This window comes from Pseudomonas sp. BR20 (genome assembly GCF_050780135.1).
In the GTDB taxonomy this organism is placed as follows: Bacteria; Pseudomonadota; Gammaproteobacteria; order Pseudomonadales; family Pseudomonadaceae; genus Aquipseudomonas.
Map to the genome: position 1 here is coordinate 5,913,746 of NZ_CP172012.1, position 26,584 is coordinate 5,940,329.

The following is a 26,584-nucleotide window of genomic DNA, read 5'->3' on the forward strand; positions in this document are numbered from 1 at the left end:
CCGCATGTCTATGCCTAAGCAGCCAATGATAAAACACTATGCCTTGCGCAAAAAAAGTACCGAAATGTCGACATTCGATGATGTTGGCGACTATTTAGCATGGGCAGGAAACATCATGAAATTCAACTCATTGCAGACTCGAATTTGCTTCACCGCCGGGCTCTGCCTGTTTATCTCGTGTGCAAGCCTGGTCTTATATGGCCTTTATTCCTCAACCGCCAATCAAGCCTATGTCGGCACGGAAGTTTCAACCCTGATTGAAAGCGCCACCATCCGCGAAGTGCAAAACCTGGCCGAGTCGCGTGCCAATGCCATCCAGGCAAAACTTCAGAACGCCTTGGATTCGGCACGCACTATGGCCAATACGCTGGGGGCGAGTAAAAGTGCCCAGAGCCCGCTGACCCTGGGTCGTGAGCAGATCAATACGATGCTGCTCAGCGTGCTCAAGGACAACCCCGACTTCAACGGCACATATTCATGCTGGGAGCCGGATGCGCTGGACGGCCAGGATCAAGCCTTTCGTATCAATGAGGGCGGTAACAACCCGTTGACGGGCCGCTTCACCCCCTACTGGACACGCAGCTCGGATGGCAATATCGCCGTGCAACCGCTGGTTGAGTACGACTCCGATGCCCGCCACCCCAATGGCGTGTTGAAGGGCGGCTGGTACTCCGGCCCTCGGGACACTCGGAAAGAAAGCGTCCTCGACCCGCTTCCCTATGTGGTGCAAGGCAAAAATGTGTGGCTGACCACGCTATCGGTCCCTATCACCGCCAATGGTAAGTTCTACGGCGTGGTCGGTGCTGACTTCGACATCTCGTTTATCCAGAAGCTCAGCGAGCAAATGTCCGCCGACCTGTATGGCGGCAAAGGCTCCGTGGCGATCCTGAGCAATCAAGGGCTGGTGGTGGCCGACAGTAAACGCCCGGAACTCATCGGCCAGTCACTGAAGGCCTTGCTGCCCGACACGTGGGAAAAAGTGTTGGCCAATATGCAGAAGGGCCAGGGCGACAGCCGACTCAACCCGGACTCCCAGGAAATCGAAGTGCAGATGCCGATCAACCTGGGGCGCACCGGCAAGCCCTGGGCGATCGTGATCCATCTGCCCAAAGCGGTGGTCATGAGCCAGGCCATGGCCCTGGAGCAGGAACTGCAGTCACGCGGCGTCAAGAGCAGCATTTGGCAGGTCTCGGTTGGCGTCGGCATCTCCTTGCTGGCATTGCTTGTACTGTGGTTCGCCACCGCGAAAATCGTCGGTCCGATTCGTGAAGCCGCCGCCCTGGCCGCCAACATCAGCCTGGGTGATTTCTCGCGCCGGCTGGTGCAAAAATCTGAAGATGAAGTGGGCCAATTGTCCTTTGCCTTGAACGATATGTCGGAAAGCCTGCAACGCCAGGTGCGCGTGGCCGAGCGTATTTCCGAGGGGGACTTGGATCTGGAAGTACGCCTGTCCTCGCCCAATGACACCCTGGGCAAGTCGTTGGAAAAAATGGTCGGCAACCTGAACAACTTAATTTCCCAGGTACAGGCCAGCGCCACGCAAATCACCGGCAGTTCCGCACAGGTCACCGAGTTAAGCCAGTCGCTGTCCGACGGCGCGTCCAATTCCGCTTCGTCCATCACCGAAATCAGTGCGGTGATGACCCAGATGGCGGCGCAGACCACCGACAACGCCGCTAATGCGAAGAAGGCCGACGAGCAATCCCAGGCTTCGCGCGCAGACGCGGGAGAAAGCGACAAGCTGATGAGCGAATTGATCGCGGCCATGGCGGAGATCGACAACTCGGGCAAAGACATCACTGCCATTATTACCACCATCGACAACATCGCCGCTCAAACCAACCTGCTGGCGTTGAACGCGGCCATCGAGGCGGCACGCGCCGGCGAACTGGGTCGCGGTTTTGCGGTGGTCGCCGATGAAGTCAGGAGCCTCGCCGCCCGTAGCGCCGAAGCCGCCCAGCAAACTGCCGCGCTGATTGCCGACTCTTCGACCAAGACCCAGCGCGGCATGATCATCGCCGGCCGCACAGCCGACTCGTTGCGAAATATCGTCACCGGCACCAGCACGGTGTCCAGCCTGGTGTCGTTGATCTACCAAGCCTCCAGTGAGCAGGCTTCCGGCCTGCAACAGGCGAGTATCGGCCTGGAGCAGATCGACGAAGTCACCCAGCAGAATCAGGTCAACTCCCAGCAATGCGCGGAGGCGGCCAAGAACCTGTCGGAGCGGGCCAACTCCATGCAACAGGGCCTGAGCCGGTTCAAAGTCAAAGCCTCGTAATGCCTCACGCGAAGCCAGGGGACGTTACCCCTGGCCCAGCCCCTTAAATCCACTCTTCGTTCATCAAATATTAAGAATCGCCTCCCTATACTCGCCGATTGCGGGCCGTTCCCCCGAGCGGTCCCCTGCCCCGGTAGCCACAACCCATGACGCGCCCCGCTCCCCTGCTGCTCCTGCTTGCTGGTCTGCTGTTCTTCTTTGCCCTGGGAAACCACGAACTGCAAGGCTCCACCGAAGCCCGCGTCGCGGGGATCGCCATGGCCATGCACCTGGACAATGATTGGGTCGTGCCGCAACTGTTTCGTGAACCCTTCCTGGAAAAACCGCCCCTGAGCCTGTGGCTGGACGCCGGAGCGATTCGCCTGTTCGGTGGCACGCCTGGGGCGGTACGCCTGGCCTCGGCATTTGCCGGTCTGTTCAGCGTGATGCTGTTCTATGGAATGCTGCGCCGGTTCGGGCGCCCGAAAACATTGGCCTTCAGCGCGGCGCTGATCCTGGCGACCATGGCCAGCTACTGGAGCAATGTGCGCGGCGTGGGGGAAGACTCACTGCTCAGCCTCGGCGTGACCACCGCGCTGCTGGCGTTCTACCAGGCGATGCGGCCTGAGTCCGAGCGCCAAGGCTCCACGACCTGGGCCTGGGCGCTGTTTACCGCCGGGATGGCGATCGCCACCTTGAGCAAAGGCGTACTGGGCCTGGCGATGCCGGGCATCGTGATCTTTGTGTACCTGGCCAGCACCAGCCTGATGGACAAGCGCCTGTGCATCGCCGACTGGCTCAAACCGGCGCTGTTTACCCTGCTGGCATTGGTGCCGCTGATGATCTGGCTGGGCTTCCTGTTCCAACGCGGCGGAATGCAGGCCGTTGGCGAAGTGCTGTGGACCAACAGCGTCGGGCGCTTCAGCGGCTCGTTTGTGGAGGCCGGGCACTACGAACCGTTCTACTACTACATCGCCAAGCTGCCCGAGGCCTTCCTGCCGTGGAACATCCTGGTGTACCTGGGCCTGTGGCATTTCCGTAGAAGCCTGGTGCGCAACCGCTATCGCCTGTTTTTCAGCGTATGGCTGGTGGCGCAATTCACCCTGCTGACGCTGGCCTCAAGCAAGCGCACGGTTTATCTGATGGCCCTGACACCGGCCGCCGCCGTACTGGCCGCAGAATATGCCCGGGTGTTGCTGGAATGGCTCAAGGATCACAAGCCGGCGTTGTACCGCTACCACCGGCACGTGATCGGCGGTGTCTTCAGCCTGCTGATCGCCTGCTATCTGGTGACCGCATTCTGGTTCGCGCCAAAAGCTGATGCGCGCCAGTCATTCGTACCGGTGATCATTCAGGTCCAGGCGCTGCAGGCGCAAGGCAAGGAAGTCGCGCTGTTCCAGCCCAACGAGCGGATCGCGGGGGCCGGCGTGTTCTATATGAAGGGGTACCTGAAGATCCTGCAGACGGAACCCGACCTGCACCGCTACCTCGCGGCCAAGCCCGGCAACGTTGCGCTGCTGGACCATACCAACGACTTGACCGCCAAGGTCACGGTGATCAAGGAGATGGCAATCAACCGCCAGCCCTACTACTTCATCGAGCAGTAAGGCCGGCGCGGGCATCAGTGTTTGGTGACCTTGTCCAGGTAACCCATGGCGAACGCCGAGATCACGAAGGTCATGTGAATGATCACGTACCACATCAGGTGTTGCGGATCGACGTTCTTGGCGTCCATGAAGATGCGCAGCAAGTGGATGGAGGAAATCGCCACGATGGAGGCCGCCACTTTCATCTTCAACGACGAAGAGTCCATGGTGCCCAGCCAGTTGAGCTTTTCCTTGTTTTCATCGATATCCAGCTGCGAGACGAAGTTCTCGTAGCCGGAAATCATCACCATCACCAGCAAGCCGCCGACCAGGGCCATGTCGATCAACGACAGCAGCACCAGGATCAACTCGGACTCGGCCATCGAGAACACGCTCGGCAGCAGGTGAATCACTTCCTGGAAGAATTTCAGCGCCAGCGCCAGCAACCCGAGGGACAGGCCGAAATAGATCGGCGCCAGCAGCCAGCGCGAGGCGTACATAGCATTTTCGATAAAGCGTTCCATTGGATCTCACACAGCATGGCTAGAAATGGCGGCGAGTATACCAGCCGCTATAAGACACCTGTAACCACGAGAAAACTGACCTGGGCGGCATCTGTAAGAGAATTTTTCTGCTAGTGTCGAGCCCAATAACTCGGCTCGATGACGTCGGACAGGAAAAAAATCAGATGATGGATGTGCGATCCCCTTTGGCCAGCGTTGGCCTGTGCGCCGCATTGTTACTGGCCGGCGGCTGTTCCCCAAGCGATGAGCAGAAACAGGCCACCCTCGAAGAGAAAACCGCAAAGTTCGAACAGTCCCTCGACAGCATCCAGGATCCGAAACTGCGCGACGCCATTGCCGACCTCGGCGGCTCGCTGCTGCTGCTGGAACGGGCGCGGGTCAAGCTGGCCACCAAGCCCATAGAAGCCGAATACGGCGAAGACACCCTCGCCCTGCTCAAGCACTACCCCACGCCGCAAGGGCTGGTGGACACCTACATCAATGGCTTGTTCGTACTGCGCAAAGCCTCACATTCGGACTACCTGACCGACCTGCAGCCGGTCTTCCCGTTCAACTTCAATGTGCCAGACCAGTTCCCCTTCCCCCACGGCCTGGAATGGCAATCCGTCACCTTGAGCAACAACAAGGTCGTGCCGTTCCAGCCGGAATGGTCGGAAACTGATCCCGGCATCCAGTTGAGCCCCAGCAGCTCCAACCTGACCAACCCGGATGACCTGACGGTCACCTATCCGTTCATCGATGGCATCGAGACGGAAAACAAAAGCCAGCCGCAACCCGTCCGCCTCAAGGGCACGGTAGAAGTGATCGCACCGGGCAAAGCGCTGACTTTCGATTTGTCGAAAAAGGACGTGGGCCACAAACGCACCGAAGGCAATATCACCGTCAACCTGCTGCTCCTGGAAAAGAACTACGCCGAAATCGAACTGACCAACAGCCAACCGCTGGCACCGGAAGTGGGTGACGAATCGCCTAACCCCTTGCTGGTACAGGCGCGGGACAGCACCGGGCAATTCCTCACACGCTCGGGTTCGATCAACGAAAGCAGCGCGCAAGTCGAGTTCTACCAGAAGCAATTGGCCGAGATGCAAAAACAGAAGGCCTGGTCCGACGCATTTGAAAAGCAACTGGTCGATGAGCAGAAAGCCTTCGAACACAAGCAAAGCAGCCATTACGCCAAGGTCTATTTCAATGGCCTGATCGACACCCTGCAGATCAACGTGCTGGATTTCTCCACGGCCACGGTCACCCGCAAAGATCTCGACCTGCCGGTCCTGCGCTTCGACAAGAACAGCCTGGAAAAGACCGTACAAGCCTTGCCCATGCCGGTCACCGTGTATGACGACGGCGCCGCCAGCTGGCTCAAGGACGCATCGTTGACCGAGGAACAACTGAAGAACAGCGTCACCATCAGCCAGTCCGTCGAAGATGCCAGCGCCGCCCATATCGTGTTCGACCACCCATTCACCTTCAATGACGACCTGGTGGGCAGCGAGCGCAACAGCAGCGAATCACCGGTGACGTTCTTCACTGCCGACGAGAAAGGTGAACGCGGCGAGCCTATTGAGCTGCCGACCGAGGCGTATGAATTGAACCCGGCCCGCGGCACTCTCACCTACGACCTCAACCTGTTCCCGGAAAACCCGGCGTTTGTCGTGGGTTCGATCCCGTTGTTCCTGGCGACTATCGAGAAAGGCGACATCGATGCGGCCAAGCTGCCTAAGGGGTTGTCGCTCAAGGACAACGCACTGATCGTCGACCAAAAGGAATTCCCCGCCGACAGCTGGCGCTTCTACGCCAAGGACGCCAGCGGCAACTACCTCAAGGAAATCCTCGGCGTCAGCCACCGTGCCGAGGAATACGGCACGGCCTTGTTTGACGTGCATTATTTCTACGGCCAGCCGACGGCACTGGAAAGCTACCAGCGCACCGACCTCAGTACCGTGCAATACGGCTTTGAGGTCAAATTGGACAAGCCCGAGAGCAAATAAACGCGCCTACAGCGCCAGTTGCTCATGGCTGCCATTGAGCTGGCGGAGATGGGCCTGCATGTGCAGGCACCAGATCTGCGGGTCACCCGCCAGCTCATAGCCGTGCAGGGTCAGGCTTTCGACGATCGATTGCAGCATGGTTTCTGCCACGAAGGGCCCATGAAACGGACCCTGGGATTTGATCGTGGAAGGCTGTTCGCCGGTCATTCCAGCGGCAAACAACAAGGTCCACATCCCGTTATCCCCCGCGAGAGGGCGAACGGAACATTCGATTCGGGTAACCAGGCCGAAGCACTGGCGGGTAAGGCAAAGGTTGCGCGGCATGGCGGCGACCCTCGGTAGATCGGTGTTCAACCTCAACCTATGGCGAGGCTGTTTCTATCCAGCGACTCCTGTGGATATCCCTACGCTCAGAATAGAAGAAAAACACGACAAACCAAGGCTGTAGGGACCAACGGACATTAGCCCCCCAGAAGGAAGTCAATTTAGTGACGCAACCAGATCCAAATGTGGGAGGGGGCTTGCTCCCGATGCAGTGTGTCAGTCGACATCTACGTGACTGACCTATCGCAATCGGGAGCAAGCCCCCTCCCACATGCTTGATCCGGCCTGGCCTCAGAACTCAGGTGGGCCTGGCTTCGGCCAGCGCCTGCTGCGCCAGCTCCTTCTCCGCTTCCTTCAAGTCTTCCTCGCTGATCATCTCGGCAATCGCGCGCAAGCGCTCGACCACGCGGGCATTGACGGTGCCTTCCGGGAACTGCCCCTCGGCGTCCGGCTCACCGGCATCCTCGCCCACCAGCAGGCTCAACGCCTCATCCGCCTGACGCACCGCATAGATATGGAATTGCCCGGCGCGCACGGCCTGCAGCACCTTCTCATCCAGCATCAACGTGGCAACGTTGGCCTGGGGAATGATCGCCCCTTGCTCACCGGTCAAACCGCGGGCTTCACACAGGCGGAAGAAACCTTCGATCTTCTCGTTGACCCCGCCCACGGCCTGCACTTCACCAAACTGGTTGATCGAACCGGTGATGGCAAAACACTGCTTGAGTGGCGTCTTCGATAAGGCCGAGATCAAGGTGCACGCCTCGCCCAGGGACGCGCTGTCACCGTCCACGTAACCGTAGGACTGTTCCAGCGCGATGCTCGCCGAGATCGCCAGCGGGAACTCCTGGGCATAGCGGCTGCCCAGGTAACCGGTGAGGATCATCACACCCTTGGAGTGAATCGGCTGCCCGAGGTTAACTTCACGCTCGATGTCGACAATGCCGCTGCCGCCCGGGTACACCGTGGCGGAAATCCGCGCCGGCACACCGAACGCCGAGTCACCGACCTCCAGCACCGTCAGCCCGTTGCACTTGCCGACCGCCGCGCCGGCGGTGTCGATCAGGATTACCCCGGCGAGCATGTCGTCGAGAATGCGCGCCGACACACGCCCGGTACGCGTGGCCTTGGCCTTCAGTGCACGCTCGATATGGCCTGCATCGGTCATCTCATCGCCTGCCAGGTGACGGATAAAATCCGCCTCACTCACCAGCTGGAACAAATCCCCAATACGCGCCGACAAACGGCCCTGATGCTCTGCCAGCCGTGCGCTGTAGGTGGCCAGGCGCGCCACCGCGTCAGAGGTCAGCGGCGCCATGCCTTCTTCCGAAGTGCGGGTTTTGAGCAACTGGGCGAACTGCTCCAGGCTCTCGTCCACCATCGGGATGTCTTCGTCGAAATCCACCAGCACCCGGAACATCTCCTGGAAGTCCGGATCGGCGTCCTGCAGCGCGTAATACAACTGGCGCGAACCGATGATGATCACCTTGACCTGCAATGGGATCATCTGCGGGTTGAGGGTCACGGTGGCCAGGCGGCCCAGTTCGCCCAGGGGCGATTCCATCTTCAGCTTGCGTGACTGCAGGGAACGCTTGAGGGCGTCCCATACAAACGGCTCGCTGAGCATCTTCTCGGCTTCAAGAATCAGAAAGCCGCCGTTGGCACGGTGCAACGCCCCCGGGCGTAACTGGCGATAGGTGGTGTACAGCGCGCCCTGGTCGGTGCTGTATTCGATACGGCCGAACAGGTTGTCGTAGGTTGGGTGCGGTTCAAACACCACCGGCGCGCCACCGTTGACCGGATGACCCACCACCAGGCTCGGGCAGTATTGCTCTTCGAGCAGCTTGCGGGCCTGGGCGTCGGTCTTGGCGTCGTCCACCAATTGTTCCACCACGGTTTTCAGCAGGTACACCTGCATGGCCTGCAGGTAACCGCAGACACCGGCGTTCTCGGCGTACTTTTCCGACAGCGGCGCGAGCAACGGTTGCAGGGCCAGGGTGATGGTTTCTTCGTTGAACTGACGCAGTTGGTTGTTGGACTCGCGCTTCCACTGAGGGAGGCTGGCCAACTCCTCGTTGAGGCGTTCTTCCAACTCGGAAATATCCGTATGGAAGCGCTCGCGATCCACTTCCGGCAGCTGCGAGAACTCGGCCTCATCCAGCGCCTTGCCGTCGAGCATCGGGGTGAAGGCGATGTTTGAACTGTCGCGGTACAGCGCCACATCCTTTTCCAACGCCAGGCGTTCGATTACGTCCAGGGCCTTGTCGTAACGCTGATTGAAGGCGCGGTCGATGGCACTTTTGCGCTGTTGATAAGTAGGGTGCTCAAACACCGCCGGGAAGGTCGCGACGAGGTTGTCGACCAGCCCATTGATGTCGGCAATGAACGCCGCTGCCGCACCGCCTGGCAACTCCAGGGCGCGGGGTTCGCGAGGCTCGTCAAAATTATTCACATAGACCCAGTCCGCCGGGGTCTGCAGGCGCTTGCCTTCGGCCTTCAGGTAGCGTTTGACGAACGAAAAGCGGCCGGTGCCCGGCTCGCCCATGACAAATACGTTGTAACCGGGGCGTGGCATGGCCACACCGAACTGCAACGCTTCAACCGCGCGTTCCTGGCCAAGCACACCGCGAAAGGGCTCCAGATCATTGGTGGTCGAGAAGCTGAACTGTTCAGCGGAGAAAGGGCGAGTCAGCGCTTCGGGCGCTAGACGCAAGCTGGCAGCAACAGGATCAGGCATCGGGCTTCCTTACATCAGGCGGGGCAGATGACGGCATTCTGGCTCTCCGTTGCGCGCTCTGGCAAGGCGAGCCGTAGGGAAAGCATAGACACGGGATACGTCCTGCAAGAAAAACGTGACATTGCTGATTGTTTTATAAAAACACACGGAACCCTTGGAACGTGCCTAAACTCCAAACTGCGCGGGTTGGACTAATAACCGATCCCAGGGGCGCTATGAAGTGCCTGAACCCTTGTCCATTGGTTTGCACACAAAGAGAACAAAGCTATGAAACGGATCCTTCTCGGTACTCTCTTCACCGTCGTCTCCCTCAATGCAATGGCTGAAGCACCAGGCGGCCCGAACTGCGGTTGGGGCAACATGTTGTTCGAAGGCCAGCGCGGTACTCCGGCGCACTTCCTGGCTTCCACCACCAACGGTACCTCGGGTAACGCCACCTTCGGCATGACCTCGGGCACCAACGGCTGCAGCACCAACAGCGCGCTGACCTACGGCGGCAAGTCCTGGATTGCCATGAATGGCATGATGAACGAGCTGTCCGAAGACATGGCCAAGGGCAATGGTGAAGCACTGACCACCTACGCCGTGGTACTGGGCGTTGCTCCGGAAGATCGCGAGCACTTCGCGGCTGTGGCTCACGAGCACTTCCAGCAAATCTTCAGCAAGGCCGATGTGACCGCTGAAGACGTGCACAACAACACCCTGGCTGTACTGAAAGGCGATGCCCGTCTGGCGAAATACGCTACCCAGGCTTAAGCTCGACCTGCCCGCGCCTCCCCAGGCGCGGGTTTTATTTTTGGACCCGCCTCCCTTTGGGTCTCTCTAATTTCCGACTTAAGTTGCCCCTATGCTCAAACGCTTTGCCTGGATGGCACTCCTCGCCTGCGCCCCGCTGTACGCGGCACCGCACCTTGATGATCAACGTTTGCAGCAATTGGCCAATGATCCGTTCTGGCTCTCTTTAGGCCATTACGAAGCCGGCAAAATCAGTGGCTGGCGCAGTTATGTCAGTGAAAAGAAATTCTTCCTCGCCGCCGATGGCGCACACCACCCGGAAGCAGAACTCAAGGCCACCGTCGACGCGCTTTACGCTCCGGCCAGCCTGGGTGAAAAACACGCCCAATGCGTTTATCCCGCACGTACCCGCTGGCTCAAGGATCAGTTGCACCTCACTGACCTGCCTGCCGTGGACTGCAAAGAATTCAAGCAATGGTTCAAGGACGTCGCGCCCCATAGCGCGGTGATGATCTTCCCGGCGGCCTACCTCAACAGCCCGTCGTCGATGTTCGGCCACACCCTGCTGCGTATCGACCAGGCCGACGTACAGAGCAACAAGACCGCGCTGCTCAGCTACGCGATCAACTTCGGCGCCTACATCGAAGGCTCGGACAACAGCATCCTATATGCCTGGAAAGGCCTGATGGGCGGCTACCCCGGCCTGTTCGCCCTGGTGCCCTACCAAGAAAAACTCTCGGAATACCGCAGCCTCGAAAACCGTGACCTGTGGGAATACCGCCTCAACCTCACCCAGGTCGAGACCGAGCGCATGGTCGAGCACGTGTGGGAGCTCAAGCAGATCCAGTTCGACTACTTCTTCTTCGATGAAAACTGCTCCTATCGCCTGCTGGAACTGCTGCAAGTGGCCCGCCCCGGCCTGCGCCTGACCGAACAATTCCCGCTTACCGCCATCCCCACCGACACGGTCAAGGCAGTGAAAGAGGCCGGCCTGGTCGAGAAGATCGACTACCGCCCCTCCCGTGAGCGCGAGCTGCTGGAGCGCGCCAAGCCGCTGGACAGCGACGAGCAACAATGGGTGCTGAAGGTCAGCGACGACCAGCAGCAATTGCAGGCGCCGGCCTTCAAAGCATTACCTCGCGACCGCCAGGCCCTGATCATCGACGCCGCCTACCGCCTGGGTCGCTACCGCGCCAATGGCCTCGAACGCGACACCGCACGCTCCCAACGCAGCTTCGAACTGCTGCGCGCGATCAACCAGAACCCCGCGCCCGACCTGAAGATTACGCCCCCCGGCCTGCCCGAAAACGGCCATGAGTCACGTACCTGGCAAGCCGGCATCGGCACACGCGGCGACAAGGCTTTCGGCGAATATGGCCTGCGCATGGCCTACCACGACCTCAACGACAACGCCGAAGGCTTCCCCCTCGGCGCGCAGATCGAAATCCTGCAGATGAAACTGCGCCAGTACGAAGGTAACCACTGGCAACTGCAGCAACTGGACCTGGCCACCATCCGCTCCCTGACCCCGCGCAACGCCTTGCTGCAGCCGTGGTCCTGGCAAGTCACCGGCGGCCTGGAGCGCGTACCCGGTAAACACGACGACGAAACCCTGGTCGCCCATGTCAACGGCGGCGCCGGCGGCACCTGGCAACTGAGCGACGACATGCTCGGCTTCGCCCTCGGCACCGTGCGCGTGGAACACAACAATGACTTCAACGAAGCCATCTCCCCCGCTGCCGGGTTCAATACCGGCGTGTTGTGGAAAAACCCGCTGGGCAATTTGAGCCTTGAAGCAAAAGGGGATTTCTTCACCAATGGTGAAGTGCGGCGCAGCCTCAGCCTGAACCAGCAGTGGGAACTGTCCCGCAACCTGGGCCTGCGCCTGAGTGCACAGCGCGAGTACAGCCACTTGTCGACGCCGGTGAATGAAGTGATGCTTGAGGTGAAGTGGTATCACTACTGACTAACACCTTTTGTCAGCATTGCCCGCACAATCAGGAGCTCACTCGACATGGCCGTTACCTGCACCACCCTTGAAGAAGTTCGAAACAACATCGACCGCCTCGACCAGCAAATCGTCACCCTGCTGGCCGAACGCGGCCGCTACGTCTCCCAGGCGGCACGCTTCAAAAAAGACACCGATGGCGTCAAGGCCCCACAGCGGGTTGAGCAGGTGATTGCCAAGGTGCGGGGTTTATCGGAAGCCGTAGGCGCCAACCCCGAGGTGACCGAGCAGGTCTATCGCGCGATGATCGCGGCGTTTATCCAGCAGGAATTGGCGGAACACGCGGCTCTGGCGACCAACCAGGCAACATAGGCCCTTGTGGTGAGGGCGCCAACGGCTTCGGCGCCCACCGCTCGATCTCATCGCGCTCCACACCTTTCTCACACCCCTTTCACGCCTCCCCGACAAATCCCTATCTAGACTTCCCCTATCAGCCGTGAAGCGGCGAGGGAGCAAGCGATGTGGCGGTATGCAGTAATGCTGTGTGCGGTGGTGTGGCTGGCGGGTTGCCAATCGACTCATCAGGAGTTGCTCGCCAAGGGTTATCCACCGGCCTTTGCCGATGGCTTTGATGATGGCTGCAGCAGCGGTCGCCAGGCCGCTGGCGTGATCACTGGGGAGTTTCGCAAGAACGTTCCCCGCTACCTGAAAGACCGGGAATACGCCGCAGGCTGGGAGGATGGTTTTCGCCAGTGCAAGGCCATGCGCGAGAACGAGGAGTTGCGCGACTACAAGAACGACCACTGGGACGACCGCGAGCGCGCCTGGCAGCAGGAGAAGAACCGAGATGCTGCGCGGGCCTATCGCTCGCAATAGGTCGCTTTCAGACATCCATCGAAACTAAAGCGCGGCGAACATGGCCCAAGCTCCATAGAGGGAGAACGTCATGAGCCGAGCTTTTGTAAATGAGGACAACGCGGCCGCCCAGGCCGATCAACCGGTGGAGCGTCAGGTCAGTGAGCAGCCCAATCGCCTGACCGCGCTGGGGTTGGCGCAATTGCAGGCCAAGGTTACGCAGCTACAGGCCGAACACAGCGCCGAATCCGCCAAGGGCGAACAGGCCGACAAACAGCGCCAGGCCGACCTTGAGCGGGATTTGCGCTACTTCAACCAGCGCGTACAGAGCGCCCAGGTGGTGGCGCCCGCTACATCCACCGACAAGGTGCAGATCGGCAGTTGGGTGACCTTCGCCAATGAGCATGACGAGCAACAGCGTATCCAATTGGTCGGCGAAGACCAGGCCGATGCCGGCGCCGGCCTGATCAACTGGGGTTCGCCCCTGGGCCGTGCCTTGCTGGGAGCCCAGGTGGGTGACGAGGTGCTGTGGAAGCGCCCCGTCGGCGATCAGTTGATCGAAGTGCTGCGCATCGAAACCGAGGCTTAGACGATGCCTTGGGCCAGCATCGCGTCGGCAACTTTCACGAAGCCCGCAATGTTCGCGCCCTTCACGTAGTTGATCCGACCGTTCTCTTCGCCGTAGTGCACGCAGGCATGGTGGATCGACTGCATGATGTTGTGCAGCTTGCTGTCCACTTCACCGGCGGTCCACAGCAGGCGCATGGCGTTCTGCGACATCTCCAGGCCGCTCACGGCGACGCCGCCGGCATTCGATGCCTTGCCCGGCGCGAACAGAATGCCCGCCTCGATAAAAATATCCACAGCCTCAAGTGTCGTCGGCATGTTGGCGCCTTCGGCCACACAGATGCAGCCGTTGCGCAGCAACGTGCGGGCGGCTTCGGCGTCGAGTTCGTTCTGGGTAGCGCATGGCAGGGCAATATCGCAGGCCAGTTCCCAAGGGGTTTTACCGGCGCGGAACTCCAGGCCGTAACGGGCGGCCAGTTCGCTGATGCGCCCACGCTGCACGTTTTTCAACTCCAGCAGCGCCGACCATTGCTCCTCGGTCAAGCCGCTTTCGGCGTACAGCGTGCCTTCGGAATCGGACAAGGAAATCACCTTGCCGCCCAGGTCCATGACCTTGCGCGCCGCGTATTGGGCTACGTTGCCGGAGCCAGAGACCGCCACGCGCTTGCCTTCTACCCGTTGATCGTCGCGCTTGAGCATCTCTTCGGCGAAGTACACACACCCGAATCCGGTGGCTTCCGGGCGGATCAGGCTGCCGCCGTAGGTCATGCCCTTGCCGGTCAACACCGAGGTGAATTGGTTACTCAGGCGCTTGTACTGGCCGAACAGGAAGCCAATCTCACGGGCGCCCACGCCGATGTCGCCGGCCGGTACGTCCACGTCTGCGCCGATATGGCGGTACAGTTCGCTCATGAACGCCTGGCAGAAGCGCATGACTTCGGCGTCACTCTTACCTTTTGGATCAAAGTCCGAGCCGCCTTTACCGCCGCCCATGGGCAGCGAGGTCAGGGAATTCTTGAAGGTCTGCTCGAAGGCAAGAAACTTGAGCACGCCCAGGTTTACCGACGGGTGAAAACGCAGACCGCCCTTGTAAGGGCCGATGGCGCTGTTCATCTGAATACGGAAGCCTCGGTTGACCTGGACCTTGCCATGATCATCCACCCACGACACCCGAAAGGTAATCGCCCGCTCCGGCTCGCAGATGCGCTCCAGGATGCCCGATGTCAGGTAGTGGGGATTGGCTTCAAGAAACGGCCACAGGCTGCGCAGGACTTCTTCTACGGCCTGGTGGAATTCCGGCTGGTCGGGGTCGCGTTTTTTCAGGCGGGCGAGGAAGGATTCGACGGATTCGATCATGAAAAGTCTCGGCAAATTGATTGTTTTTAAATGAGATTGAGCCGGACTTTATCAATTCATGCCGCACCGCGACAGGGCAAAATGTCGCCTTTGTGAATTTAAATGGTGCATTAGATATAAATAAACCCAGGAAACAGGGATTTATCGCACTTAAAAGGGGATTGCCAAGGCAGGCGATGCACCAGCAAGGAAATAGCCATCGGGGCAAGCCCCCTCCCACATTTGATCGGTGTGGGTTGGGAAAAATGCGCAAAAAAAAGCGGAGCCCGAGGGCCCCGCTTTTTTCAAACCAGCCGGATCAGGCCAGTTTTTTGTGCCGTACACGGTGCGGCTGGGCAGCAGCTTCGCCCAAACGCTTTTTACGGTCCGCTTCGTACTCGGTGTAGTTGCCTTCGAAGAACACGGCTTGGGAGTCGTCTTCGTACGCCAGGATGTGGGTCGCGACGCGGTCAAGGAACCACCGATCGTGAGAGATCACAATGGCGGCGCCCGGGAAGTCCAGCAGGGCTTCTTCCAGGGAACGCAGGGTTTCAACGTCGAGGTCGTTGGACGGTTCGTCGAGCAGCAGGACGTTGCCGCCCTCTTTCAGGGTCAGGGCCAGGTGCAAGCGACCGCGCTCACCACCGGACAGGTCCTTGACGAACTTCTGCTGGTCGCCGCCCTTGAAGTTGAAACGACCGACGTAGGTGCGCGACGGGATTTCATAGTTGCCGATGCGGATCTGGTCGGAACCGTCTGAGATCTGCTGGAATACCGTCTTGCTGCCATCCAGGTCTTCGCGGCTCTGGTCCACACAGGCCAGTTGCACGGTTTCTCCAACTTCGATGGTGCCCGAGTCCGGGGTTTCCTTGCCCATCAGCATGCGGAACAGGGTGGATTTACCCGCACCGTTACCACCGATAACGCCGACGATCGCGCCTTTTGGCATGGAGAACGACAGGTTGTCGATCAGCACGCGATCGCCATAGCCTTTGGTCACGTTCTTGAACTCGATGACCTTGTCACCCAGGCGCGGCCCGGCCGGGATGTAGATCTCGTTGGTTTCGCTGCGCTTCTGGAATTCCTGCGACTGCATTTCTTCGAAGCGTTGCAGACGTGCCTTGGATTTGGACTGGCGGGCCTTGGCGCCTTTGCGCACCCACTCCAGTTCTTCCTTCATGGCTTTTTCGTGGGCCGATTGCTGCTTGGATTCGGCGGCCAGACGGTCGGACTTGGCTTCCAGCCAACCGGAGTAGTTGCCCTCGTAAGGGATACCGGCGCCGCGGTCGAGCTCGAGGATCCAGCCGGCAACGTTGTCCAGGAAGTACCGGTCGTGCGTGATTGCAACCACGGTGCCCGGGAAGTCGTGCAGGAAGTGCTCCAGCCAGGCGACGGAGTCGGCGTCCAAGTGGTTGGTCGGTTCGTCGAGCAGCAGCATGTCGGGAGCGGACAGCAGCAGGCGGCACAGGGCCACGCGACGTTTCTCACCACCGGAGAGGAATTCGACCTTGGCGTCCCAGGCCGGCAGGCGCAGCGCATCGGCGGCGACTTCCAGCTGGCGCTCCAGGTTGTGACCGTCGCCGGCCTGCAGGATCGCTTCAAGCTTGGCCTGTTCGGCGGCCAGCTTGTCGAAGTCGGCATCCGGCTCGGCGTAGGCGGCGTAGACCTCGTCCAGGCGGGCCTGGGCGTCCTTGATCACGCTGACGGCTTCCTCAACCACTTCACGCACGGTCTTGGTCGGGTCCAGGATCGGTTCCTGTGGCAGGTAGCCGATGTTCAGTTCCGGCATCGGGCGGGCTTCGCCTTCGAACTCGGTATCGACGCCAGCCATGATTTTCAGCAGTGTGGACTTACCCGAGCCGTTGAGGCCGAGCACGCCGATCTTGGCGCCCGGGAAAAAGGACAGCGAAATATTTTTCAGGATTTCCCGCTTCGGCGGAACAACTTTTCCCAGCCGATGCATGGTGAAGACGTATTGAGCCATGGTGAACCTAGCGTCTGTGACTGATGAATTAAGCGGGCGAAGCCCGTGCCAGGCCATGCGCCGCGCGGGCAGTTGACTATCATCAATGCCAGCGAGCGGAAAAGCCTGAAAATCTGGGGCTGGAACGCCACCGCGTAACCGGCAAAGCTACCTCAATGCGCTTGGTCAGTCCAGCCAAGCAGGGCTGGCACTTTGCCACAAGTCAAGGCATGCTAGCCGCCCTTCGGGCGTCCGGCTTATAGTGCACGTCGCGCGCCAGTCCAGCCAAACCGCAGGATCACAGCTTGTCCAAAGTCACGCCGCCAACTCCCTTGCGCGCCGCTCATGTAGCGCCGGGAACGCCCCTGCACGGCACCCTCAAAGGCGCATTGGCGACGCTTGTCCTCCTGCTGCTCGCGTTATTGTTCTGGCAACTGCTGGACCAACTGCAGCAAAACCAGAAAAACCAGCAGCAATACACCATCGACTACAGCGCCGACCTGGCTGAACAGATCAGCCTGAACATGGCCCTGAGCGCAAAAATTGCCCTGAACCTGCTACCGATGGTCGAGCCGCCGCGCGACATCGAACAGCAACAGGCCTTGACGCGCACGTTGCAGCGCTCGCTGCCGGAACTGCGCAGTATCGCCCTGCTCGCGCCCAGCGGCGCGATGATCAGCGACAGCGCCAATGACAGCCAGGACAGCGCCTGGCTGGAAGAGCTGGTGCAGCGCAGCCACGGCCAGCCTTACTACCTGAGCAATAACGACGACGGCACCCTCATCTATCTGCTGCTGCACCAGCCCAGCGGTGGCTCAAGGATGTACTGGGCGCTGCGCCTGGCACCCAACTACCTGGTCAACCTGACCCGCCAGGACAGCCAGGGCCAGCGCCCCATGTGGGCCATCGAGAACCGCCTGAACCACCGTGTGGTCAGCCGTGACAGCGGCATGCCGGCGCAATGGGGCGACGCCCTGACCCCGGATGACCTGAATAAAAGCGTGCTGGTCACGCCCTTGAGCAAAAGCGACTGGCAGTTGCGCGGGTTGTTCGACCGTGCAGCCGTGCTGGAACAATTGCTGCCGGCGTTTATCGGTAAATGCCTGCTGGGCCTGGCCTTCTCGTTGATCCCCGTGATCGTGCTGCTGAATATGCGTCGCCGCCAGCGCCAGGTGCATGAAGGCCGGCGGCGGTATCAGGATATTTTCGAAGGCACCGGCGTCGCGCTGTGCGTACTTGACTTGTCGGGCCTGAATGCATTCTTTGGCAGGGTGCACTTGCAGACCCGCGAGCAACTGCACGCCTGGCTGCAAACTTCCCCCGAGGAATGCCGGCAGTTGCTCACCGAACTGCGCATCACCGAGATCAACCAGGTGGCGGTGAGCCTGCTCAGAGTGAGCTCCTGCGAGGAAGCGTGGGAGCGGCTGATCGATGATTGCCCGCGCAACACCACGTCCATCGGTCATCAGATACTCGAAGCGGTCCTGACCCAACAAAATCAGCTTGAGTTGGAAATCCAGCTCAAGGACGTGGCCGGCAACGAACAGTACCTTTGGATGGTGATGCGCCTGCCGGAACAGCAGGACGACTTCAAGGCGGTGATCCTCAGCATCAGCGACATCACCAGCCGCAAGCTGATCGAACTGTCGCTGGTGGAACGTGAAAGCTTCTGGTCGGACGTGGTCCGTACCGTGCCCGACCACCTGTATGTGCAGGATGTGATCAGCCAGCGCATGATCTTCAGTAACCACCATCTGGGCCATACCCTCGGCTATACCAAGGCCGAACTGCAGCAAATGGGCGAGTATTTCTGGGAAATCCTGCTGCACCCCGAAGACGCCGAGCATTACCACGATCTACGCCAACAGCAACGCCAGGTCGGCTACACGACGCAGCTGCACTGCCAGTTGCGCTTTCGCCATCGCAATAACCAATGGCGGCGCTTTGATATTCGCGAGCAGGCCCTGGCGCGGGACAAGACGGCGCAAGTCACGCGCATCATCGGTGTGGCCAAGGACATCACCGACCAGATCGAAGCCAGCGAGTCCCTGCGCGACAGCGAACAGCGCTACCGCATGCTGGCCGAAAGCATCAGCGACGTGATCTGCTCCACCGACAGCCAACTGGCCCTGAACTACGTCAGCCCGTCGGTCAACGCCGTGCTGGGTTATGACGTGGACTGGGTATTCAAGAACGGCTGGCAGTCGATCATCGCCAACCCGCAGCAACTGACCGGCATCTATAGCCTGGTGGAACAGGTCAGCCGCGCACTGGGCGATCCCGAGGCGCTGAATAGACTGCGCGATCAAGTGCAGACCCAATTGTTCCTGTTCGACTGCCTGCGCGCCGATGGCCGCAAGGTGCCGATCGAGCTGCGCCTGGTGCTGGTGTGGGATGAGCACGGCGCCTTCGAGGGCATCCTTGGCGTGGGCCGCGACATCAGCCAGCAACGCCGTGCCGAAAAAGACCTGCGCATGGCCGCCACCGTATTCGAGCACTCCACGTCGGCGATCCTGATCACCGACCCCGCCGGCTATATCGTGCAGGCCAACGAGGCGTTCAGCCGGGTCAGCGGTTATGCGGTGAGTGATGTACTCGACCAGTTGCCGAACATGCTCACCGTCGACGAACAACAGGAAGCCCACCTGCGCTACGTGCTCAAGCAACTGCACCAGCACAGCACCTGGGAAGGCGAAGTGTGGCTCAAGCGCCGTAACGGCGAGCATTACCCGGCCTGGGTCGGCATTACGGCGGTGTTCGACGATGAAGGCGACCTGGCCAGTTATGTGTGCTTCTTCAGCGATATCAGCGAACGCAAGGCCAGCGAACAGCGCATCCACCGCCTGGCCTATTACGACGCCCTGACCCACCTGCCCAACCGCACCTTGTTCCAGGACCGCCTGCACACCGCGTTGCAGTCGGCCGAACGGCAGAAGTCGTGGGTGGTGCTGATGTTTCTCGACCTCGACCGTTTCAAGCCGATCAACGACTCCCTGGGCCACGCCGCCGGCGACCGCATGCTCAAGGAAATGGCCACCCGCCTGCTCGGTTGCGTCGCCGAAGACGATACCGTGGCGCGCATGGGCGGCGACGAGTTCACCTTGCTGCTGCAACCGCGGGTCAGCCGCGAAATGGCGCTGAACCGCGCGATCCATGTGGCCGAACAGATTTTGGCCAGCCTGGTGAAGCCGTTTGTGCTGGAGGGTCGCGAGTTCTTTGTGACCGCCAGTATCGGCATTGCACTCAGCCCGCAGGACGGCAACGAGCTGAGCCAGCTGATGAAGAACGCCGATACGGCGATGTATCACGCCAAGGAACGTGGCAAGAACAACTTCCAGTTCTACCAGGCCGACATGAACGCCAGCGCCCTGGAACGCCTGGAGCTGGAAAGCGACCTGCGCCACGCGCTGGAGCAGGACGAATTCGTGCTCTATTACCAGCCACAGTTCAGCGGCGACGGCAAACGCCTGACCGGCGCCGAAGCGCTGCTGCGCTGGCGCCATCCACGCCGTGGACTGGTGCCGCCGGGGGACTTTATTCCGGTGCTCGAAGAGTTGGGCCTGGTGGTGGACGTGGGCGACTGGGTGATCAGCGAAGCCTGTCGCCAGCTCAAGACCTGGCACCAGAACAAGGTGCGGGTGCCGAAAGTCTCGGTGAACATCTCCGCGCGGCAGTTCTCCGACGGCCAGCTGGGCACGCGCATCGCCACCATCCTCAAGGACACCGGCCTGCCACCGGCGTGCCTGGAACTGGAGCTGACCGAAAGTATCCTGATGCGCGAAGTCAACGAAGCCATGCAGATCCTCGACAGCCTGAAAAACCTGGGCCTGAGCATTGCGGTGGACGACTTCGGCACGGGTTATTCGTCACTCAACTACCTCAAGCAATTCCCCATCGACGTGCTGAAAATCGACCGCACCTTCGTCGATGGCCTGCCATCCGGCGAGCAGGATGCGCAAATCGCCCGCGCCATTATCGCCATGGCCCACAGCCTCAACCTGGCGGTGATCGCCGAAGGTGTGGAAACCCATGAGCAGCTGGACTTCCTGCGCGAGCATGGTTGCGACGAGGTGCAGGGTTATCTGTTTGGACGGCCGATGCCGGCACATCGGTTCGAGGCGCAGTTCAGCAATGATGCCCTCTTCATGTTCGACTGAGATTTTGTGGTGAAGCCACTGGCCTCATCGGGGGCAAGCCCCCTCCCACATTTGAATGTATTCACAAGTCAAAAGGTGGCAGGGGGCTTGCCCCCGATGAGGCCGGCACAGTCACCACCCATCCCGAGATGAGCCCCACTTGTCCGCGACATGATGTCCTTTCATATGCCATCTAAAACCCATTGGGTTAGAATGCCCTCCTTTTCTGCCCCCGATCCTTGAGGACCGCCATGTTCAGCCGTGATTTGACTATTGCCAAGTACGACGCCGATCTCTTCGCCGCCATGGAGCAAGAAGCCGTGCGCCAGGAAGAGCACATTGAGCTGATCGCTTCGGAAAACTACACCAGCCCTGCGGTGATGGAGGCTCAAGGTTCGGTTCTGACCAACAAGTACGCCGAAGGCTACCCAGGCAAGCGTTACTACGGTGGCTGCGAGTACGTCGACGTGGTTGAGCAACTGGCCATCGACCGTGCAAAAGAACTGTTCGGTGCCGATTACGCCAACGTCCAGCCACACGCCGGCTCCCAAGCCAACAGCGCCGTGTACCTGGCCCTGCTGCAAGGCGGCGACACCATCCTGGGCATGAGCCTGGCCCACGGTGGTCACCTGACCCACGGCGCCAGCGTTTCCTCCTCCGGCAAGCTGTACAACGCCGTTCAATACGGCATCGATGCCAACGGCCTGATCGACTACGACGAAGTCGAGCGCCTGGCGGTCGAGCACAAGCCAAAAATGATCGTGGCCGGTTTCTCTGCCTACTCGCAGATCCTGGACTTCCCACGCTTCCGCGCCATCGCCGACAAGGTTGGCGCCTACCTGTTCGTCGACATGGCTCACGTAGCCGGTCTGGTCGCCGCTGGCGTCTACCCGAACCCGGTGCCTTTCGCCGACGTGGTGACCACCACCACCCACAAGACCCTGCGCGGTCCACGTGGCGGCCTGATCCTGGCGCGCGCCAACGCCGAGATCGAGAAAAAGCTGAACTCCGCCGTATTCCCGGGCGCCCAGGGTGGCCCACTGGAGCACGTGATCGCCGCTAAAGCGATCTGCTTCAAGGAAGCACTGCAACCTGAGTTCAAGACCTACCAGCAACAAGTGGTGAAAAACGCCCAGACCATGGCCAGCGTGTTCATCGAACGCGGTTTTGACGTGGTGTCCGGCGGTACTGAAAACCACCTGTTCCTGCTGTCGCTGATCAAGCAGGACATTTCCGGTAAAGATGCTGACGCTGCCCTGGGCAAAGCCTTCATCACCGTGAACAAAAACTCCGTGCCGAACGACCCACGTTCGCCGTTCGTCACCTCGGGCCTGCGCTTCGGCACCCCGGCTGTGACCACTCGTGGCTTCAAGGAAGCAGAGTGCAAGGAACTGGCCGGCTGGATCTGCGACATCCTGGCAGACCTGAACAACGAAGCCGTGATCGACGCGGTACGTGAGAAGGTCAAGGCCATCTGCAAAAAACTGCCGGTATACGGCGCTTGATTGCAGTTGCTTGACTAAGAAGCCCGGCTCTTGAGCCGGGCTTTTTTATGCCAATTGTCCAGTTTGAAATGCGCCCAAGTGTGGGAGGGGGCTTGCCCCCGATAGCAGTGTGTCAGTCACATATAGGTTTACTGACCCACCGCCATCGGGAGCAAGCCCCCTCCCACAGTTGACTGCATTACACGTCAGGGTTGGTAGACTTTGGCAAAGCCTTCGCGGATTTTGTCTTCCGGCAACTCATCGGCAATAAACACGATCACACTCTCCCGCACTTCACCCTCGGCCCACTCGGTATCCCAGTCGAAACCATAGAGTTTCAGCACGCCCTGAAACACCATGCGGCGGTCTTCGCCGGCGATGTTGAGCACGCCTTTGTAGCGCAGCAGTTGCTTGCCATGGTCTTCCAGCAGTTCGTTCATGAACTCACTGAGGCGGTCGATATCCAGCGGCTGGTCGGTGCGCAACACTAGGCTGGATATACGGTCGATGGACGGCGCCTTGCTCACCGGGCGCAAGCTCATGCCGGCATTAAGGTTGAAACCACGCACATCGAGCAGTTCGGCCAAATCAATCTTGCCGTGCTCGACCACGCGAATCGGCGCGCGACGGTTGATGCGGGTCAGGCGTTCGCTGAGGGCGTCGAAAGTCGCGTCGTCCACCAGGTCACGCTTGCTCACCAGCAGCCGGTCGGCAAAACCGATCTGCGCCTGGGCGATGGTCTGGGTCAGGTGGTGCTCGGCGTGGGCCGCGTCCACCAGGGTGATGATGCCGTCGAGGATGTAGCGCTCGCGCAGTTCTTCATCGATGAAAAAGGTCTGGGCCACCGGCGCCGGGTCGGCCAGGCCGGTGCACTCGATCACCAGGCGGTCGAAGGCGATCTCGCCGCTGTCCAGGCGCTCGAGCAGCAGATAGAGGGCCTTGGTCAGGTCGGTGTGGATGGTGCAGCACACGCAGCCGTTGGACAGGGTCATGACTTGCACCGGTTCTTCGCCCAATAACTGGGTGTCGATACCGGCGTCGCTGAATTCGTTTTCGATCACGGCGATTTTAAGGCCGTGCTCGGCTTTGAGCAGGTGGCGCAGCAAGGTGGTCTTGCCGGCGCCGAGGAAGCCACTGAGGACGGTGACGGGAATGGGAGAGGACAAAAACAGTTCTCCTTATTAACTGAAGAAACACAAAACAAATGTGGGAGGGGGCTTGCCCCCGATAGCAGTGTGTCAGGCACTTATGTGTCACTGAGACACCGCTATCGGGGGCAAGCCCCCTCCCACAGTGGAACACCGCCAGCCCGAACTAACGGGTCAGCAGCACTTGGGCCCACCCTTGCCGCCGTATCGGGCCTCCTGGCGTTCCCGGAAGAACGCCTTGTAGTCCATCATCGGCTTGTCCGGGTGCTTGGTTTGCATATGCTCGACGTACGTGTCGTAGTCGGGCATGCCGACCATCAGGCGCGCGGCCTGACCGAGGTATTTACCGAGGCGACTGATGTCATTGAACATGCTTGCAATCCTCGGTTATGCGTCCGGTACTGCCTGGAACGGGGCTTCTTTATCCGTACGCTCTTTGTTGCCCCAGGCGGCGACGCCGACCTTGAGCGCATAGAACAGGATGCTGAACACCACGAACAGGAACAGCACAGTCAGCGTTGCGTTGGTGTAAGCGTTCCAGATCACGTGCTGCATCTGGTCCACGCTCTTGGCCGGGGCCAGGATCTGGCCGTTCGCCAGGGCATCACTGTACTTCTTCGCCAGCGACAGGAAGCCGATCGCCGGGTTGGCGTCGAACAGCTTGATGAAGCCTGCGGTGGTGGTGCAGATCAGCAGCCATACCGCCGGCAGCATGGTCACCCAGATGTAGCGTTGGCGTTTCATTTTGATCAGCACAACGGTGGCGAGCATCAGCGCGATACCGGCCAGCATCTGGTTGGAGATACCGAACAGCGGCCACAAGGTGTTGATGCCGCCCAGCGGGTCGATCACGCCCTGGTACAGCAGGTAACCCCACATGGCCACGCAACCGGCGGTCGCGATCAGGTTGGCGGTCCAGGACTCGGTGCGCTTGAGCGCCGGTACGAAGGAGCCCAGCAAATCCTGAAGCATGAAGCGACCGGCACGGGTGCCCGCGTCGACGGCAGTCAGGATAAACAGCGCTTCGAACAGGATCGCAAAGTGGTACCAGAACGCCATGGTGTTTTCACCCGGCAGCACACTGTGCAGGATCTGCGCGATACCCACCGCCAGCGTCGGCGCACCACCGGCACGCGCGAGGATGGTGGTTTCACCGATGTCATGGGCCACGGCCGACAGCGCCTCGGGGGTAATTGCAAAACCCCAGCTGCTGACGGTTTGTGCCACGGTCACCACGTCGGTGCCGACGATTGCCGCCGGGCTGTTCATGGCGAAGTACACGCCTGGCTCGATCACCGAAGCGGCAACCATCGCCATGATCGCCACGAAGGACTCCATCAGCATGCCGCCGTAACCGATGTAACGGGCGTGGCTTTCACTGGCCAGCAGCTTGGGCGTGGTGCCCGAGGAAATCAGCGCGTGGAAGCCAGAGACCGCGCCACAGGCAATGGTGATGAACAGGAACGGGAACAGACCGCCCTTCCAAACCGGGCCGGTACCATCGATGAACTGGGTCAGCGCCGGCATTTTCAGGTCAGGCATGGTGACCAGGATGCCAATCGCCAGGGCGATGATGGTGCCGATTTTCAAGAAGGTAGAGAGGTAGTCACGTGGCGCGAGGATCAGCCACACCGGCAGTACCGCGGCCACGAACCCGTAGCCGATCAGCATCCAGGTGATCTGGATCCCGGTGAACGTGAAGGCCTTGGCCCAGACCGGATCAGCGGCAATCTGCCCGCCCAGCCAGATCGAACCGAGCAGCAACAGCACGCCGATGATCGAAATTTCACCAATGCGGCCCGGGCGGATGTAGCGCATGTAAATGCCCATGAACATCGCGATCGGGATGGTCGCCATCACCGTGAAGATGCCCCATGGGCTCTCGGCCAGGGCCTTGACCACGATCAGCGCAAGCACCGCAAGGATGATGATCATGATCAGGAAGCAGCCGAACAGCGCGATGGTCCCCGGGATACGACCCATCTCTTCGCGAACCATGTCCCCCAGGGAACGGCCATTACGACGCGTGGACAGGAACAGGACCATGAAATCCTGCACCGCACCGGCCAGTACCACGCCGGCAATCAGCCAGAGTGTGCCGGGCAGGTAGCCCATTTGCGCCGCCAGTACCGGGCCGACCAAGGGGCCTGCACCGGCAATTGCCGCAAAGTGGTGACCGAAAAGGATGTGTTTGTTGGTCGGCACATAGTCCAGACCGTCATTGTTGACCACTGCGGGGGTGGCCCGTCGTGGATCGAGTTGCATCACATTATTAGCGATGAACAGGCTGTAGTAGCGATAAGCGACCAGATAGATGGCCACGGCAGCGACCACAATCCACAAGGCGTTGATCGCCTCGCCTCGGCGCAAGGCCACTACGCCCAGGGCGCACGCTCCTACGATTGCCAGCACCAGCCAGGGTAAGTGGCGTAGCAGGCTATTATTATTTTTCATTTTTATATTCCAGCCAGGGTGGACAGAAAGGACAGCCATCCGGAGTTTAGCGCTACTGGCCTTAAAGGCCACCCCCCTACGTTGGTCTAGAGCCTTGCAGCGGTAAAAAAAACAGAAAAAACCGCCCAATGATGGCGCAGGGCTACAATCCTTTTATCCACAGAGGGTTTCACCATGACCGAGCAAGCGTCTGATCGCCGCCGTTTTCGCCGGATCGCCTTTGATGCCAAGACCGAACTTCGGCAAAACGGCAACGAATGGCCAGTGCAATTGGTGGATTTGTCGCTCAAGGGCCTGTTGGCGCAACGACCTGAAGACTGGAAGGGAAATAAGGCGCTGCCGTTCGACGTCGATATTCGTCTGGATCCAAAGGCCCATATAAAGATGCAAGTGAAGCTGACTCACGAGGATCCTGGTCAGTTGGGTTTCGTGTGCCAATACATCGACCTGGACTCGATCAGCCACTTGCGGCGGCTGATCGAGTTGAACCTGGGCGATCAGGAGGAACTGGATCGGGAGCTGGCCGCGTTGCTGGAAGTTTGA

At 60.1% G+C, this 26,584-nt stretch carries 19 protein-coding genes; 11 read left to right on the forward strand and 8 right to left on the reverse strand.

The genetic code is table 11. From position 1 onward, the window contains the following. Nucleotides 1–115: 115 nt before the first annotated feature. Both ACHPFG_RS27245 and ACHPFG_RS27250 read left to right on the forward strand, forming a co-directional pair. Nucleotides 116–2,278, forward strand: a complete 2,163-nt coding sequence (locus ACHPFG_RS27245) for a methyl-accepting chemotaxis protein (protein ID WP_431700954.1) — start codon at nt 116–118, stop codon at nt 2,276–2,278. 146 nt (nt 2,279–2,424) lie between these two features. Continuing rightward, a complete protein-coding gene (locus tag ACHPFG_RS27250) occupies nt 2,425–3,864 on the forward strand; it encodes an ArnT family glycosyltransferase (protein WP_431700956.1) in 1,440 nt (479 codons plus the stop codon). Nucleotides 3,865–3,878: 14 nt separating this feature from the next. Here ACHPFG_RS27250 and ACHPFG_RS27255 read toward each other — a convergent pair whose 3' ends face one another. After that, nucleotides 3,879–4,367: a TIGR00645 family protein gene (locus tag ACHPFG_RS27255; protein WP_017253710.1), complete on the reverse strand. Its 489-nt coding sequence runs from the start codon at nt 4,365–4,367 to the stop codon at nt 3,879–3,881. Nucleotides 4,368–4,531: 164 nt separating this feature from the next. Between ACHPFG_RS27255 and ACHPFG_RS27260 the strand changes: the two genes are divergently transcribed. Continuing rightward, the gene (locus ACHPFG_RS27260; RefSeq protein WP_431700957.1) at nt 4,532–6,355 is read left to right on the forward strand and encodes a hypothetical protein; all 1,824 of its coding nucleotides are present in this window, start codon (nt 4,532–4,534) and stop codon (nt 6,353–6,355) included. A 6-nt stretch (nt 6,356–6,361) separates the two neighbouring features. On the opposite strand, the gene ACHPFG_RS27265 is transcribed toward ACHPFG_RS27260, so the two are convergent. Then, nucleotides 6,362–6,679: a hypothetical protein gene (locus tag ACHPFG_RS27265; protein ID WP_131699350.1), complete on the reverse strand. Its 318-nt coding sequence runs from the start codon at nt 6,677–6,679 to the stop codon at nt 6,362–6,364. 298 nt (nt 6,680–6,977) lie between these two features. Continuing rightward, nucleotides 6,978–9,416, reverse strand: a complete 2,439-nt coding sequence (locus ACHPFG_RS27270; protein ID WP_431700959.1) for a Lon protease family protein — start codon at nt 9,414–9,416, stop codon at nt 6,978–6,980. Between the two features lie 267 nt (nt 9,417–9,683). On the opposite strand from ACHPFG_RS27270, the gene ACHPFG_RS27275 reads away from it, so the two are divergent. The 5 genes from ACHPFG_RS27275 (at nt 9,684) to ACHPFG_RS27295 (ending at nt 13,543) form a co-directional block, all read left to right on the forward strand. After that, on the forward strand, nt 9,684–10,172 hold the full coding sequence (locus ACHPFG_RS27275) for a DUF3015 domain-containing protein (RefSeq protein WP_027605327.1): 489 nt from the start codon (nt 9,684–9,686) through the stop codon (nt 10,170–10,172). A gap of 91 nt (nt 10,173–10,263) precedes the next feature. Continuing rightward, entirely contained in the window at nt 10,264–12,117 is a 1,854-nt protein-coding gene (locus ACHPFG_RS27280; RefSeq protein ID WP_431700960.1) for a DUF4105 domain-containing protein, read from the forward strand. Between the two features lie 48 nt (nt 12,118–12,165). Beyond that, entirely contained in the window at nt 12,166–12,471 is a 306-nt protein-coding gene (locus ACHPFG_RS27285) for a chorismate mutase (protein ID WP_431700962.1), read from the forward strand. Between the two features lie 147 nt (nt 12,472–12,618). After that, nucleotides 12,619–12,975: a hypothetical protein gene (locus ACHPFG_RS27290; protein WP_131699347.1), complete on the forward strand. Its 357-nt coding sequence runs from the start codon at nt 12,619–12,621 to the stop codon at nt 12,973–12,975. A 70-nt stretch (nt 12,976–13,045) separates the two neighbouring features. Continuing rightward, on the forward strand, nt 13,046–13,543 hold the full coding sequence (locus tag ACHPFG_RS27295) for a GreA/GreB family elongation factor (RefSeq protein ID WP_431700964.1): 498 nt from the start codon (nt 13,046–13,048) through the stop codon (nt 13,541–13,543). Here the strand turns inward: ACHPFG_RS27295 and gdhA are convergent. Together gdhA and ettA are read right to left on the reverse strand one after the other, a co-directional pair. Then, nucleotides 13,540–14,877 (reverse strand): NADP-specific glutamate dehydrogenase, encoded by a 1,338-nt coding sequence (gene gdhA / locus ACHPFG_RS27300; protein WP_431700965.1) that lies wholly within the window; start codon nt 14,875–14,877, stop codon nt 13,540–13,542. The two genes, ACHPFG_RS27295 and gdhA, sit on opposite strands and share 4 nt — an antisense overlap. Nucleotides 14,878–15,175: 298 nt before the next feature. Beyond that, complete coding sequence (gene ettA, locus ACHPFG_RS27305; RefSeq protein WP_053137900.1) at nt 15,176–16,840, reverse strand: energy-dependent translational throttle protein EttA; 1,665 nt, start codon at nt 16,838–16,840, stop codon at nt 15,176–15,178. A gap of 284 nt (nt 16,841–17,124) precedes the next feature. Between ettA and ACHPFG_RS27310 the strand changes: the two genes are divergently transcribed. Both ACHPFG_RS27310 and glyA read left to right on the forward strand, forming a co-directional pair. Beyond that, complete coding sequence (locus tag ACHPFG_RS27310; RefSeq protein WP_431700966.1) at nt 17,125–20,976, forward strand: EAL domain-containing protein; 3,852 nt, start codon at nt 17,125–17,127, stop codon at nt 20,974–20,976. Nucleotides 20,977–21,206: 230 nt separating this feature from the next. Beyond that, on the forward strand, nt 21,207–22,460 hold the full coding sequence (gene glyA / locus ACHPFG_RS27315) for a serine hydroxymethyltransferase (protein WP_053137906.1): 1,254 nt from the start codon (nt 21,207–21,209) through the stop codon (nt 22,458–22,460). 185 nt (nt 22,461–22,645) lie between these two features. On the opposite strand, the gene yjiA is transcribed toward glyA, so the two are convergent. The 3 genes from yjiA to ACHPFG_RS27330 form a co-directional block, all read right to left on the reverse strand. Continuing rightward, the gene (yjiA, locus tag ACHPFG_RS27320) at nt 22,646–23,605 is read right to left on the reverse strand and encodes a GTPase (RefSeq protein ID WP_431700967.1); all 960 of its coding nucleotides are present in this window, start codon (nt 23,603–23,605) and stop codon (nt 22,646–22,648) included. Between the two features lie 156 nt (nt 23,606–23,761). Next, nucleotides 23,762–23,959 carry a YbdD/YjiX family protein gene (locus tag ACHPFG_RS27325; RefSeq protein ID WP_003176208.1) on the reverse strand — a complete coding sequence of 66 codons (198 nt, stop codon included), beginning with the start codon at nt 23,957–23,959 and terminating at the stop codon, nt 23,762–23,764. 15 nt (nt 23,960–23,974) lie between these two features. After that, nucleotides 23,975–26,041, reverse strand: a complete 2,067-nt coding sequence (locus ACHPFG_RS27330; protein WP_053137912.1) for a carbon starvation CstA family protein — start codon at nt 26,039–26,041, stop codon at nt 23,975–23,977. Between the two features lie 174 nt (nt 26,042–26,215). On the opposite strand from ACHPFG_RS27330, the gene ACHPFG_RS27335 reads away from it, so the two are divergent. Beyond that, on the forward strand, nt 26,216–26,584 hold the full coding sequence (locus tag ACHPFG_RS27335) for a PilZ domain-containing protein (protein ID WP_431700969.1): 369 nt from the start codon (nt 26,216–26,218) through the stop codon (nt 26,582–26,584).

What these genes read in the sequence shown, in the direction of transcription:
- ACHPFG_RS27330 (WP_053137912.1), bottom strand. Translation starts at nt 26,041, where the DNA reads ATGAAAAATAATAATAGCCTGCTACGCCACTTACCCTGGCTGGTGCTG.
- ettA (WP_053137900.1), bottom strand. Translation starts at nt 16,840, where the DNA reads ATGGCTCAATACGTCTTCACCATGCATCGGCTGGGAAAAGTTGTTCCG.
- gdhA (WP_431700965.1), bottom strand. Translation starts at nt 14,877, where the DNA reads ATGATCGAATCCGTCGAATCCTTCCTCGCCCGCCTGAAAAAACGCGAC.
- ACHPFG_RS27285 (WP_431700962.1), top strand. Translation starts at nt 12,166, where the DNA reads ATGGCCGTTACCTGCACCACCCTTGAAGAAGTTCGAAACAACATCGAC.
- ACHPFG_RS27295 (WP_431700964.1), top strand. Translation starts at nt 13,046, where the DNA reads ATGAGCCGAGCTTTTGTAAATGAGGACAACGCGGCCGCCCAGGCCGAT.
- ACHPFG_RS27270 (WP_431700959.1), bottom strand. Translation starts at nt 9,416, where the DNA reads ATGCCTGATCCTGTTGCTGCCAGCTTGCGTCTAGCGCCCGAAGCGCTG.
- ACHPFG_RS27260 (WP_431700957.1), top strand. Translation starts at nt 4,532, where the DNA reads ATGATGGATGTGCGATCCCCTTTGGCCAGCGTTGGCCTGTGCGCCGCA.
- ACHPFG_RS27280 (WP_431700960.1), top strand. Translation starts at nt 10,264, where the DNA reads ATGCTCAAACGCTTTGCCTGGATGGCACTCCTCGCCTGCGCCCCGCTG.
- ACHPFG_RS27325 (WP_003176208.1), bottom strand. Translation starts at nt 23,959, where the DNA reads ATGTTCAATGACATCAGTCGCCTCGGTAAATACCTCGGTCAGGCCGCG.
- ACHPFG_RS27335 (WP_431700969.1), top strand. Translation starts at nt 26,216, where the DNA reads ATGACCGAGCAAGCGTCTGATCGCCGCCGTTTTCGCCGGATCGCCTTT.
- ACHPFG_RS27275 (WP_027605327.1), top strand. Translation starts at nt 9,684, where the DNA reads ATGAAACGGATCCTTCTCGGTACTCTCTTCACCGTCGTCTCCCTCAAT.
- ACHPFG_RS27250 (WP_431700956.1), top strand. Translation starts at nt 2,425, where the DNA reads ATGACGCGCCCCGCTCCCCTGCTGCTCCTGCTTGCTGGTCTGCTGTTC.
- ACHPFG_RS27290 (WP_131699347.1), top strand. Translation starts at nt 12,619, where the DNA reads ATGTGGCGGTATGCAGTAATGCTGTGTGCGGTGGTGTGGCTGGCGGGT.
- ACHPFG_RS27265 (WP_131699350.1), bottom strand. Translation starts at nt 6,679, where the DNA reads ATGCCGCGCAACCTTTGCCTTACCCGCCAGTGCTTCGGCCTGGTTACC.
- ACHPFG_RS27245 (WP_431700954.1), top strand. Translation starts at nt 116, where the DNA reads ATGAAATTCAACTCATTGCAGACTCGAATTTGCTTCACCGCCGGGCTC.
- ACHPFG_RS27255 (WP_017253710.1), bottom strand. Translation starts at nt 4,367, where the DNA reads ATGGAACGCTTTATCGAAAATGCTATGTACGCCTCGCGCTGGCTGCTG.
- glyA (WP_053137906.1), top strand. Translation starts at nt 21,207, where the DNA reads ATGTTCAGCCGTGATTTGACTATTGCCAAGTACGACGCCGATCTCTTC.